This is a genomic window from Natrinema caseinilyticum, from assembly GCF_024227435.1.
Classification (GTDB): Archaea; Halobacteriota; Halobacteria; order Halobacteriales; family Natrialbaceae; genus Natrinema; species Natrinema caseinilyticum.
Genome location: NZ_CP100445.1, coordinates 1,809,287 through 1,821,314, shown reverse-complemented (window position 1 = coordinate 1,821,314; position 12,028 = coordinate 1,809,287). Strand labels below are relative to the sequence as shown.

15 protein-coding genes are annotated in these 12,028 nt (G+C 64.8%); 10 read left to right on the top strand and 5 right to left on the bottom strand.

All coding sequences use genetic code 11. The annotated features are described in order from the left end of the window. Positions 1-169 precede the first annotated feature (169 nt). Positions 170-631 (bottom strand): universal stress protein, encoded by a 462-nt coding sequence (locus NJT13_RS08925; RefSeq protein WP_254525206.1) that lies wholly within the window; start codon positions 629-631, stop codon positions 170-172. A 174-nt stretch (positions 632-805) separates the two neighbouring features. On the opposite strand from NJT13_RS08925, the gene NJT13_RS08920 reads away from it, so the two are divergent. Further along, positions 806-1,264, top strand: a complete 459-nt coding sequence (locus NJT13_RS08920; RefSeq protein WP_254525205.1) for a universal stress protein — start codon at positions 806-808, stop codon at positions 1,262-1,264. A gap of 102 nt (positions 1,265-1,366) precedes the next feature. Here the strand turns inward: NJT13_RS08920 and NJT13_RS08915 are convergent, their stop codons facing one another. Then, positions 1,367-1,951: a GNAT family N-acetyltransferase gene (locus NJT13_RS08915; protein ID WP_254525204.1), complete on the bottom strand. Its 585-nt coding sequence runs from the start codon at positions 1,949-1,951 to the stop codon at positions 1,367-1,369. 2 nt (positions 1,952-1,953) lie between these two features. Beyond that, positions 1,954-2,325, bottom strand: coding sequence for a universal stress protein (locus NJT13_RS08910; RefSeq protein ID WP_254525203.1), 372 nt, complete (start codon positions 2,323-2,325; stop codon positions 1,954-1,956). 150 nt (positions 2,326-2,475) lie between these two features. On the opposite strand from NJT13_RS08910, the gene NJT13_RS08905 reads away from it, so the two are divergent. After that, positions 2,476-3,912 (top strand): ATP-binding protein, encoded by a 1,437-nt coding sequence (locus NJT13_RS08905; RefSeq protein WP_254525202.1) that lies wholly within the window; start codon positions 2,476-2,478, stop codon positions 3,910-3,912. Here the strand turns inward: NJT13_RS08905 and NJT13_RS08900 are convergent. Next, positions 3,906-4,205, bottom strand: coding sequence for a DUF4260 family protein (locus NJT13_RS08900; protein WP_256549430.1), 300 nt, complete (start codon positions 4,203-4,205; stop codon positions 3,906-3,908). The genes NJT13_RS08905 and NJT13_RS08900 overlap by 7 nt on opposite strands. Positions 4,206-4,430: 225 nt before the next feature. On the opposite strand from NJT13_RS08900, the gene NJT13_RS08895 reads away from it, so the two are divergent. From NJT13_RS08895 to NJT13_RS08880, 4 genes are all read left to right on the top strand, one after another. Continuing rightward, entirely contained in the window at positions 4,431-4,760 is a 330-nt protein-coding gene (locus tag NJT13_RS08895) for a hypothetical protein (protein WP_254525201.1), read from the top strand. Between the two features lie 63 nt (positions 4,761-4,823). Further along, positions 4,824-5,648, top strand: coding sequence for an MBL fold metallo-hydrolase (locus NJT13_RS08890; protein ID WP_254525430.1), 825 nt, complete (start codon positions 4,824-4,826; stop codon positions 5,646-5,648). Between the two features lie 111 nt (positions 5,649-5,759). Next, entirely contained in the window at positions 5,760-7,229 is a 1,470-nt protein-coding gene (locus NJT13_RS08885) for an ATPase domain-containing protein (RefSeq protein WP_254525200.1), read from the top strand. Positions 7,230-7,299: 70 nt separating this feature from the next. After that, a complete protein-coding gene (locus NJT13_RS08880; protein ID WP_254525199.1) occupies positions 7,300-8,409 on the top strand; it encodes a sensor histidine kinase in 1,110 nt (369 codons plus the stop codon). A gap of 66 nt (positions 8,410-8,475) precedes the next feature. Here NJT13_RS08880 and NJT13_RS08875 read toward each other — a convergent pair whose 3' ends face one another. Next, positions 8,476-9,474 (bottom strand): DUF5787 family protein, encoded by a 999-nt coding sequence (locus tag NJT13_RS08875; protein ID WP_254525198.1) that lies wholly within the window; start codon positions 9,472-9,474, stop codon positions 8,476-8,478. A gap of 151 nt (positions 9,475-9,625) precedes the next feature. Here NJT13_RS08875 and NJT13_RS08870 point away from each other — a divergent pair, with 151 nt between their 5' ends. From NJT13_RS08870 to spt4, 4 genes are read left to right on the top strand one after another with little or no spacing between them, the layout of a single operon-like run. Next, complete coding sequence (locus NJT13_RS08870; RefSeq protein WP_254525197.1) at positions 9,626-10,858, top strand: translation initiation factor IF-2 subunit gamma; 1,233 nt, start codon at positions 9,626-9,628, stop codon at positions 10,856-10,858. Positions 10,859-10,861: 3 nt separating this feature from the next. Beyond that, positions 10,862-11,254: a type II toxin-antitoxin system VapC family toxin gene (locus NJT13_RS08865; RefSeq protein WP_254525196.1), complete on the top strand. Its 393-nt coding sequence runs from the start codon at positions 10,862-10,864 to the stop codon at positions 11,252-11,254. After that, positions 11,255-11,824 (top strand): DNA-directed RNA polymerase, encoded by a 570-nt coding sequence (locus NJT13_RS08860; protein ID WP_254525195.1) that lies wholly within the window; start codon positions 11,255-11,257, stop codon positions 11,822-11,824. 2 nt (positions 11,825-11,826) lie between these two features. Beyond that, on the top strand, positions 11,827-12,024 hold the full coding sequence (gene spt4 / locus NJT13_RS08855; RefSeq protein WP_254525194.1) for a transcription elongation factor subunit Spt4: 198 nt from the start codon (positions 11,827-11,829) through the stop codon (positions 12,022-12,024). The last annotated feature ends 4 nt before the right edge of the window (positions 12,025-12,028 follow it).

The following is a 12,028-nucleotide window of genomic DNA, read 5'->3' as shown; positions in this document are numbered from 1 at the left end:
TCGGCCCCGGTCTCGCACGGTCCGACGGTCGGGAGGCGAGTCGACCACGAAGGAACGAGCCGGGCGACCCGGGTGGCGTCGCGGGAGAGACGCCCCGCCGGAGTTCGCCGTGTCGAGACGCTCGAGGTGATCGAGGCGATCGTGGTGAGTCCCTCGACGACGGACGGGATCAGACGTCGGCGACGGGTTCGTCGCCTTCGTCGGCTGTCGGATCGAGTTGGCGCACCGTCAGGACGGGGACCGGTGAGGTACGAACGATCCGTTCGGCGACGCTCCCGAGCAGAAGGCGGTTCTCACCGTGGCGGCCGCGTGTCCCGGTCGCGATCACGTCGGCGTCGACTTTGCGGGCATACTCACAGATTTCGACTGCGGGGTGTCCCTCGCGGATCGCCGTCGTCACGTCTCGATCCGCGCGGTTCTCGACGGTAGCGAGTGCGGCGTCCGCGGTCGTTTCGAGCGCGGTCTCGAGTTCGTCCCGGAGTTGCTGGGGGGAGGCGTCGACCTCTCCCGCGTCGATCACCGACAGCGCGTGGACGTCGGCGTCGAAGCGGTCCGCGAGATCGATTGCGACGTCGACGGCCCGTTTCACGCTTTCGGAGCCGTCGGTGGCGACCACGACCGTATCGAACATGATCTGGAATTGCGCCCGTCATTGCTTAAGTATCCCCGTTCGACTGCGACAGAAACTCGACGCGTGGGGCCAATGCGGAAAGCCCGGTGTGACCGGAGATACCAGTGCGGGTTGCCCGGCGTGGCCGCCCGATCGGAAGGTGGCTTTTTTGTGACGGGCCACCCACTGCCGCGTATGGACGTCAGCGAGCCGCTATCCGTCGACACCGTTCTCGCGCCGGTCGACGGCAGCGACGAGTCAGCAACCGCGGTCGAGTACGCCGTCGCCGTCGCCAAACGCTACGACGCGACCGTTCACGCGCTGTTCATCCTCGGACGCGGCGTCGTGTACGGACTGGACGCCGGCACGGTCGACGAAGCCGACGTCGCCGAGAACACACAGGGTTTTTTCGACGACGTGAGCACCATCGCCACCGACGCCGATGTCCCCCTCGTCACCTCGGTCGACGACGGCTTCTCGCGGACGCGGAAAACTCGCCACCCCGGGAACGTCGTCCTCGACACCGCCGACGCCATCGACGCCGACTTCATCGTCCTCCCTCGAGAACCCGTCACAGGGACCGAAGCCGAGGTCCTCGAGCAGGCGGCCGAGTACGTTCTGTCGTACGCGAGCCAGCCGGTCCTGTCGGTGTGAACCGCCCCGGGGTCGAGCCCCGAGGCACTCGCCCTGTACTACCTGTCGATCCCCTCACGACTCGGTTCGAGACGGGTGCCCGCCGTGTTTCGCGGGGGACCGTCACGCCGTTTCGGCGTCCGAATCGAGCACGATCGCCATCTCCTGCTCGAAGCTCTCGGTCCCCGTCGACTCGAAGCCGACCCGCTTGTAGAGGGCGATCGCCGGGTTGTTCCATCGCTCGACGGTCAACCAGACGTGAGTGATACCGACGTCGCTCGCGTGGCCCAGGAGGTTCTCGAGCAGGGCCGTCCCGATGCCGGCACGCTGGTAGGCCTGCAGGACGAAGATGGCGAGTTCCCACTCGACGTCTCCGCGGCGTTCGATCGCCGCCGGATCGTCGGTGTCGGGGACGAGCATCGCGTGTGCGATCACGTCGCCGTCGTGGCGGGCGACGACGTTGATGCTGTACTCGCCGATGGTCTCGAGCCAGTTGCGGATGCGCGCTTCGCCGGTCGGCGGAATCCCCTGTGCCCGGTCGGTCGGATCGAACGCCGCGTACATGTCGATAACGTCGTCGAGCACCCCGTCGGCGAACTCCGTCGGCGACTGGATCTCGATCGAGCGGTCGTTTCGGTCCTCGATCGTCGTCGGTGGCGAGGTGAAGGGGCCGGACGGACTGTCGGGATACGTTCGCGAGCCAGACATCGTTATCGCACCAGTTTGACCGTCGTCGGGGCATTCAGCAGGACGAACTCGGTTATCGGCCCGAGTTGGATCTTCCCCATCGGGCTCAGCGTCCCGCCGCCGATGACCAGCTGATCGTATTCGCCCTGTTCGGCGTAGTTGACGAGTGCGCTCCCGGGATCCCCCTCGAGCGTTTCGACCGTGACGTCGTCCAGGCCGACCGTCTCGAGCTGATCGACCGCCTGGCGATACATTTCGTCCTGCGAGCGTTTCGCCTCGGGCTTGTCGACGACGACGACGGTGAGGTCGTCACCGACCTCGCGGGTGCGCTCGATTGTCTGCCGGAGTGTCTTCACCGACTCGTCGCTGCCGCCGAGACCCAGCAACACGTTCATACCCCAGATTGTGAGCCGATGGACGAAAACGGTTGTGCCGATTCGGTGTCACGAGGTATCGCGGACCGCGCCAGTCGCTCTACTGGGGAGCGGTCACAGACGTTGCGCAGGACGACGCTGTTAAGAGCGTGTAGTGAGTACGTTGACCGAATGAGTGATGCGGCGCTCGATGTCGTGGAGTTTCTGCTCACGACGAGCGTGTATTCAGACGACAGGACGCTTGACGAAAACGATCTTCCGCCGTCGTACCGCCGGGTCTACTGGACGGGCGGCGTCGACGACGAGGGCGACGGCGGGAGCGAGGGAAGCGACAGGTCCGGCCGGAGACCCGCCGGTATCAGTCGCCCGCTGTCGGTCACGACCAGTACCGCACGCGAAGCGACCGGCGTCGACCGCCCGTGGGAGGCCGTCTCCGATCTGATGTTCACCGAACGCGACGAGTTCTCCGGCACGATCACGCTCGCCCAACAGGAGATGGCCGAGGAGTGGTTCGCCGAACGCGCCGACGACGACCGATTGCTCGAGAATCCGACGCTGGCGAAACACTTCGAGCGCCACGACGAGTACGACGTCGACGTCACCCACGAGACGGCCCGCGAGCGAAATCGCCCGATCCAGGCCGACCGCGTCTGGATCGACAGCCTCCTCGACGAGTACTTCGACGACGAAGACGACGAGGAAATGCTCGACCTCGTCGAAGTGCGCGCGCCCGAGGAAGTCGAGATCACGCTCGAGGACCTCGTCCTCACCCCCGATCAGGAGAACGAACTGGACAAGATTTCGAAGGCGATCGAACACCGCGAGTACCTCTCGGACATCGGCCTGCGCGAGATCGGGAAGCTGCTGTTCGTCGGGCCGCCGGGGACGGGCAAGACCTCGACCGCGCAGGCGCTGGCCCAGGACATGGACCTCCCGTTCGTCGAAGTCAAACTCTCGATGATCACCTCCCAGTACCTGGGCGAGACGGCGAAGAACGTCGACAAGACGTTCGAAGTCGCGAAACGGCTCTCGCCGTGTATCCTCTTTATCGACGAGTTCGACTTCGTCGCCAAGACTCGCCGCAGCGACGAGCACGCCGCACTCAAGCGCGCGGTCAACACCCTGCTCAAGAGCATCGACAACGTCTCGCTCATCGAGGACGACGTGTTGCTCATCGGCGCGACCAACCACCCCGATCAACTCGACGATGCAGCCTGGCGGCGGTTCGACGAGATCATCAACTTCCCCAAGCCCGACTACGACATGCGGGCGGACATCCTCACGGTCATCACCCAGCAGATGGACATCGACGAGTTCGACCCCCACCTCATCGCCGAAGTCACCGAGGGGTTGACCGGCAGCGACCTCCGGATGGTCCTGCGCGAGGCCGTCCTCGAGGCCCTGACCGAAGACCGGACGGAACTGACCCAGGACGACCTGCTCAATGCGGTCGAGGAATTCGAAGAGCGCGACACCCTGAAGAACATGGACATGATGGGCGGCAATCACGACGCGCTCGTCGCCGGCGGGGACATCGGCGACGCCGCGAGCGACGGCGGTGAGCCGAGTGGGCACTCGCACGACCACGACCACGACCACGATCACTGACGATCGACCGACTCCGCGTTCGGACGGGAATACTCCCGCATTCTGGCGATAGATCCACCGCTCGACCGGCCGGACGCGAACGTGAGTTCGTATCCGAACAGGCGATCCGCGCCGATATGGCCGGTCCAGACGAGGGCGACGAGGAGGGCCAGGCGGATGTCGGCCCAGAACCCGACCGCGCCCAGGGCGAGCGAAAGCGTGTAGGTGTGAACCACGTTGTAACTCAGGCTCCCGACGCGAGGGCCGCCGAGATATCCGACCGTGGACAGATCCGGCGCGAGCGCGAGGAGCAGCTACGGCGGGCCCTCGAGTGCGAAATAGCCGCCAATCGAGAGTCCGAGAACCGCCAGTCCTTCGATTCGGAGGGCCTGACGAGAGTCCATGTACCGGTCTCTCGTTCCGGGGAGCGGTAAACTCTCCTCTCGGTATCGCGGTCGAACGCCGAGGGCATCGCGTCGTCGGGCGGGAGCGGACTCCGGGGGAACACCCTTTATGCGATGCCTTCTAATCACACGCCTATGAGCGATGACGCGAGACAGGGCGACGCCGCCGACGCGTTCGCCACCCGGGCACGGGAAACCCACGGCGAGTCGATCCGTCATCTCGTCGTCTTCGGCGACGCCGTCCGGGGCGGTGACCGCGGCGTCCACACCGACGTCGAAGTACTACTGGTCTTAGAGGACGACGACGCGGTAGCCGAATCCGAACTCGAGCGACTCGCCGAAACCGTCGGGCTCGAACACGGCGTCGTCTTCTCGGTCCACGTGTTGCCGGCCGGTCGTTTCGAAGCGAGCGAGGAGCATCCGTTCATCCGAACGGCGTTCGAAGAAGGACGAGCGTATGTGTAACGACCGCGGCCTCGAACTGGCGGTTCTTCGATCCGTCGCGAAAGCGAGAGGGGCGACGTGACGATGCGCGTCACCCTGCTGGGAACCGGCGACACGACCGGAACGCCGACAGTCGGCTGCGACTGCGATACCTGTACCGCCGCACGAGAGCGCGACGTAGAGCGCACCCGGTTTTCGGTTCACATCGAGAACGAACGCACCGACGAATCGCTCCTGGTCGACTTCAGCCCCGACTTTCGGTATCAGTTCCTCCGCGACGACGTGTCGCTGCCCGATGCCGCCGTCGTCACGCACATTCACTTCGACCACCTCGACGGCCTCGGGAACGTCTTTCGCGTCTTCGACGACCTCGAGGTGTACGCCGCCGACGAGACCGACCCCGAAACCGGAAAGAGCGTGGCCGAGACGGTCCGTGACGACTACCACTACCTCGATCCCGTCACCGTCAGGCCGACGCCGCCGCTCGAACCGGTCCGAATCTGCGGGTTCGACGTGACGCTGGTTCCGGTCGATCACCCGCCGCTGGTCTGTTACGGCCTCGCGATCGAGGATCCCGAGACGGGTGCGAGGCTCTCGTTGACGGGCGATACGAGCTACGACGTGCCCGACGCCTCGCGGAGCGCCCTCGCCGATGCCGACCTGTTGCTGGCCGACGGAATCGTCCCCGCGAACCTCTGTCAGTACCACCCGCTCGGCGGCCGCCACGAGGACGCCGAAGGTGTCCCCCGGACGTTCGGGACCAAACACATGACTCGAGAGGGTGCACTCGCGCTGGCCGACGAACTGAACGCCGCCCGGACGCGCCTCGTCCACGTCGCTCACTACTACCCGGCGGACGAGGCGTTCGTGGAGCCGTTGGCCGTCGATGGAGAGGAGTACGTCCTCTAGGTGACAGATTGCCCGTGTTTCCGCCCGAACTCGGTCGTCGAACGCAGTATCCGCCGCCCGTCACGTTTGCAAGCGAGCCATTAAACACGACGAGATCCGTTCTGATTGGGTATGCAAGGCAGCGTCGCCCCGATCAGCAGCGGGGTAGCCGGGCTGGACGAAATCCTGAACGGTGGACTCGTCTCCGGACGGATGTATCTCGTTCACGGCCGGCCAGGAACCGGGAAAACGCTCCTCGGGATGCACTTTCTCGAGAACGGACTCGAACAGGACGAGACGGTCCTGTTCGTCCACGGCGAGGAATCGCGGGCGGAAATTCTCGCGAACGGGGCGGCGGTCTCCGTCGACATAACGGACGCGCACTTCCTCGACCTGGGTCCGGATTCGGACTTCTTCACCGAGGACTATTCGTACGATCTGGTGGAGCCGAGCGAGATCGAGCAGGACCGATACACACAGGACATCCACGAAGCCATTCGCGAGATCGATCCGGATCGCATCGTCGTCGATCCGATCACGCAGCTTCGGTACGTCGAGGCCAACGAGTACCAGTTCCGAAAGCGTATTCTCTCGTTCATGCGCTTTCTGAAGGAGCGGGAGGTAACCGTTCTCACGACCGCGACGCCGTCGGCCGACCGCGTGTACAACACTGAGATACGGTCGCTGAGCGACGGGATCGTCGAACTCGAGCGCGGCGAGGATGGCCGCCGCATCGAAGTAGCGAAACACCGCGCGCTCGGCCAGCAGGAAGGGAGCCACGGGATGGAGATTCGCGACGGCGGACTCGAGGTGTATCCTCGGCTCCGTCCCGAACGCCAGTCCCAGCCGTTCGAACGGAACCCGGTTCGCTTCGGTATCGACGAACTCGACGACCTGTCGGGGGGCGGCTTCGATCAGAAAACCGTGACGTTCATCACCGGTCCGACGGGCGTCGGAAAAACCTCGACCGGGACGCAACTGCTCGCTACGGGTGCCGAAAACGGCCTGCGATCCGCGGTCTATCTCTTCGAAGAGAACGTCGAGACGTACGATCACCGATCGGAATCGATCGGCATTCCCGTCACGGAGATGTACGAAGCAGGAACGCTCTCGATAACGGAAGTCGAACCGCGCACGCTTTCGAGCGAGGAATTCGCCCACATGGTCAAGCGGCACGTGGACCGGCAGGCGGCCGACATCGTGATGATCGACGGGATCAACGGATACACGATGTCGATTCAGGGGGACGAAGAGGAGTTGACGCGAGAACTCCACGCGCTCACGCGGTATCTGAAAAACCGCGGCGTCACGGTCCTGATTACGAACGAGATACCGGAGATTACCGGCATCACGTCTGCCACGCACAGTAACCTCAGCTACATCGCCGACAACATCCTGTTTCTGAGTTACGTCGAAATGGACGGCAGTCTCCGGAAAGTCGTCGGGATACTAAAGAAACGCTCGAGCAAGTACGAGCACAACCTCCGGGAGTTCGAAATCACGTCGGACGGCATCCGGGTCGGCGAGTCGTTGAGCGGACTCTACGGCATCTTACAGGGGACGCCGCATACCGGTCGCACCTTCGATTCGCCACAGCAATGATGCTCTCACCGGCGTATCGCTCGGCAAGAATAATGCCGATGGAAGAGAGACGGCAACTAACGCGTTCACTATGGACACGACGGCTCACAGGACTACCATCCAACTGCTGATCGGGGACGACGGAAATCGAGCTGCGGTCGGAGAGTTACTCGAGGACCGGTACGACGTCCTCACCCAGCAGCCGGTCCGCGATGCGGACCTCTACATCGTCGACGACTACACCTTTCCCGACCACCACGCGGCCCTTCGCGACCGCGTCGAGGCGGACGATCCGGTTTTCTGTCCCGTCGTCCTCATCCGCCGCGACGACCGCAGCCCCCGCGTTTCGCTTCCGGACCCCGACGATCACGAGACTCCCGTACTCGTAGACGACATCGTGGAAGCGCCGATCGATCGATCACTGCTCTTCCGGCGACTGAACACGTTACTCGTTCGGCGGAGCCAGTCGAAGGATCTCCGCCGCTACATCTCGCAACTCGAGGAGTCGAATCGATCGCTCGAGCAGTTCGCCTACGCCGCCTCTCACGACCTCCAGGAGCCGCTGCGGATGGTCTCGAGTTACCTGCAACTCATCGAGCAACGCTACGAGGACGAACTCGACGACGACGGCGAGGAATTCCTCGCGTACGCCGTCGACGGGGCGGACCGGATGCGAGACATGATCGACGGCCTCCTCGAGTACTCGCGCGTCGACACGGCGGGCGATCCGCTGGAACCGACCGACCTGAACGCGGTCCTCGAGGACGTGCTCGCGGATTTGCAGGTGCAGGTCGACGAACGGGACGCTCGGATCGACGTCGACGAGCTTCCACGGGTCGAGGGCGACGCGGATCAACTGCGCCAACTCTTTCAGAACCTGCTGGTCAACGCGATCAAGTACAGCGGTGACGGTCGGCCGCGGGTCCACGTATCCGCCCGACGAAACGGCAGGAGCTGGCTCGTGTCGGTCGAGGACGACGGCGTCGGAATCGACCCCGCCGATCAAGAGCGGATCTTCGACGTGTTCCAGCGACTCCACAGTCGCGAGGAGCGTTCGGGTACGGGGATCGGACTGGCGCTCTGCGAGCGAATCGTCAAGCGCCACGACGGCCGCATCTGGGTCGACTCCGAACCCGACGAGGGGTCGACGTTCACGGTGGCGCTCCCGCTCGCAGACGCGGGCGAGACGGCCGATGCGTAGCGAGTGTGGGCCGGGGCGTCGCCGATTTCGACCGACGGCCCGGAACGGAGACGCGTTCTCCCCTGGTCAGCCGAACTGGTCCAGTCCCGACTGTCGACGGCGTCTCCCGTCCGGGTTCGCGCGCCACGGCGTTCGTCGATCGCGTTCCGCCTCGAGATCGGCCTCGTCGACGGCGATCGCGCCCGGTTCGTACCCCGGACACGAGGGGGAACACTCCGATGCGGCGTCGACGATCCGCCCCTTCCAGCCGCAGCGGGGAAGCGTCGCGCCGTTCGAGCCGTCCGCGAGACAGGCGTCACAGCCGGGGAACCCGAAGGTCCGCCAGCCTTTGCCGTAGGCGCGCTCGGCGATCCGGCGCCGTGCGCGCGCTTTTTCGGCGGCGTCGACGACGGCGATCTCGGTCCGGCCTGGGTGATCCTCGAGCGGCTCGATTCCGGGCTCGTCGACGGGGAGGGACGCCGGTTCGCGGACCACTTCGATCTCGAGTCCCGCGTCGCACTCGTCGCGGTGAACGCGCCAGACCCCGATCTCCGCGGGAATTCTGTTCAGATGGGCGCGCGTCACGTAGCTCTCGGTCGCGAGGATCGCTTCGTCGACCAGTGCGAGGCTCGCGTCCGTTCGAAGCTGGGAGGAGAGGTCGCCCGGTCGGCCGAGATCGGGTTTGTTCTCGATGCCGACGAGTCGGTCGTACCAATTCGGATAGCGGGCGACCTGCCGGACGTAGTCGCGGCCCGCCTCCGCACTCGCCCCGTGGTCGCGTTCGAAAAAGCCGATTTCGAGCGCCCGTTCGACGGCCTTTCGGGCGCGGTCGGGATGGCAGTCGAAGGCGTCCTTCCAGTATCGTGACCGCCCGGTGCCGACTGCCGACGCGATGGCTTGATCGGGGATTTCCTCGCTCGTGATCGTGACGCGGTCGTCGAACTGTGGGCCCGGTTCGACGCGGACGACGTCGAGAATCCGACCGCCCGGGTCGGCGACGCTCGCGCCCAGCTGGCGCGCGACGATATCGGTTCCGCGCGACTCGAGGTGGGCACACAGCTCGAGTTCGAAGGCGAATTCCGACACGGTATCGACGAGGGACGGCAGCGAGATAAGTCGTCGGACTCCTCGAGTCGGCGGCCGTCCCCGTCGTGTCACGATGCGGGGTGGCCAAGGATAGCTCGCAACCTTTATCAAGCGCACAGCGGAACCACTACCTAAGATTACTCATCGTCTTATGGTAGGAAATCGACAACCGGAGGTGAACATCGGGCTCGTCGGCCACGTCGACCACGGCAAGACGACACTGGTGCAGGCTCTCAGCGGCTCGTGGACGGATCAACACTCGGAGGAGATGAAACGCGGCATCTCCATCAGGCTCGGCTACGCGGACGCGACGTTCCGGTACTGCGAGGACGCGGAGGAACCCGAATGTTACACCGTCGAGGAGGAGTGTCCGGACGGTTCGGAGAGCGATCCGCTGCGGACCGTCTCGTTCGTCGACGCCCCGGGTCACGAAACCCTGATGGCGACGATGCTCTCCGGCGCGTCGCTGATGGACGGCGCCGTCCTGGTGGTCAGCGCCAACGAACCCGTTCCCCAGCCCCAGACCGAAGAACACCTGATGGCGCTCGACATCATCGGAATCGACAACATCGTCATCGCCCAGAACAAGGTCGACCTCGTCGACTCCGACACCGCCCGAGACAACTACGACCAGATCAAGGAGTTCGTCTCGGGAACGGTCGCCGAAGACGCCCCCATCGTCCCCATCTCGGCCGGTCAGGAGGTCAACCTCGACCTGCTCATCCAGGCGATCGAAGAGGTGATCCCCACGCCCGACCGGGATCCCGACGAGGAACCCCGCATGCACGTGGCCCGCAGCTTCGACATCAACAAACCTGGGACGACCGCCGACGACCTCGTCGGCGGCGTCCTCGGGGGAAGCCTGGTTCAGGGCGAACTCGAGGTCGGCGACGAGATCGAGATCCGGCCGGGCCGCGAAGTCGAGGAGGGCGGTCGGACCGAGTACGTCCCGATCGAGACGACCATCCGATCGCTGCAGGCTGGCGGCCAGACGGTCGACACCGTCACGCCGGGCGGCCTGCTCGGCGTCGGGACCGGACTCGATCCCTCGCTGACGAAGGGCGATGCGCTGGCGGGACGGATGGCCGGCCCGCCGGGCACGCTCCCGCCGACGTGGAACGAGTTCACCATGGAAGTCGACCTGCTCGAGCGGGTCGTCGGCGCCGAAACCGGCGAGACGGTCGACGAGATCAGCACGGGTGAGCCGCTGATGATGACCGTGGGCACGGCGACGACCGTCGGCTCCGTCACCAGCGCTCGAAGCGGCGAGTGTGAAGTCCGACTCAAACGCCCCGTCGCCGCCGAGCCCGGAACCAAGATCGCGATCAACCGCCGAATCGGAGCCCGCTGGCGACTGATCGGACTGGGGACGCTTACGGAGTGAGGAATGGGGATGGGGACGCGGGTCGCACTCGATACGAGCGCGCTCATGATGCCGGTCGAACTCGACGTTCGTCTGTTCGACGAACTCGATCGACTGCTCGATAGCTTCGAGCCGACGATCCCGCAGGCGGTCCTCGAGGAATTGCGCCGCCTGTCAGAGAAAGGGGGTCAGGAGGGGACGGCAGCCACCGTCGGCCACGACCTGGCGACCGAACGCTGTCTCGTCGTCGACACGGAGGCATCGTACGCCGACGACGCGCTCGTCGAACTCGCACGCGAAGGCACAGTCGATTACGTCGTCACGAACGACCGCCCGCTGCGCGACCGGGTACTCGAAGCGAGTATACCGGTAATTGCATTACGCGGGAGAAACAAGTTAGCGATCACTCAACCATAGATGTACAAACGGGTTAGACTGAAGGACACGGTAGAAGTACCGCCGGAAGAACTCGGCGACGTCTCGCCGAATCTGGTCAAGCGACTGCTCCAGGACAAACTCGAGGGCCGCATGGACGAGGAAGTCGGGAGCGTCGTCTCGGTCACCGAGGTTCACGATATCGGCGAAGGGACTGTGCTGCCGAACCGGCCGGGGGTCTACTACGAGGCCGAGTTCGACGCGGTGACGTTCGATCCGCAGATGCAGGAGGTCGTGGACGGAACCGTCGTCGAAGTCGTCGAATTCGGCGCCTTCGTCGGAATCGGTCCCGTCGACGGACTGTTGCACGTCTCGCAGATCAGCGACGAGTACCTCGCCTTCGACGGCGAGAATCAGCGCCTCGCCTCGAACGAATCCGCCCGCTCGCTCGGCGTCGACGACGCCGTTCGGGCCCGGATCGTCACCAAGAGCATCGACGAACGCAACCCCCGCGACTCGAAGATCGGGCTCACCGCGAAACAGCCCGGCCTCGGCAAGCACGGCTGGCTCGAGGAAGAACGCGAAAAACGCGAAGCAACCGCAGGTGAATAACCATGGCATCCGATCGTCTCGTCTGTCGCGAGTGTCACCGGGTCAACGACCCCGACGCCGAGACCTGTGAGGCCTGCAACTCGTCGTCGCTCACCGAAGACTGGGCGGGCTACGTCATCATCTCCCACCCGGAGGAAAGCGAGATTGCGACGGAGATGCAGATAACAGAACCCGGCGCATACGCCCTGAAGGTCCGCTAACTCA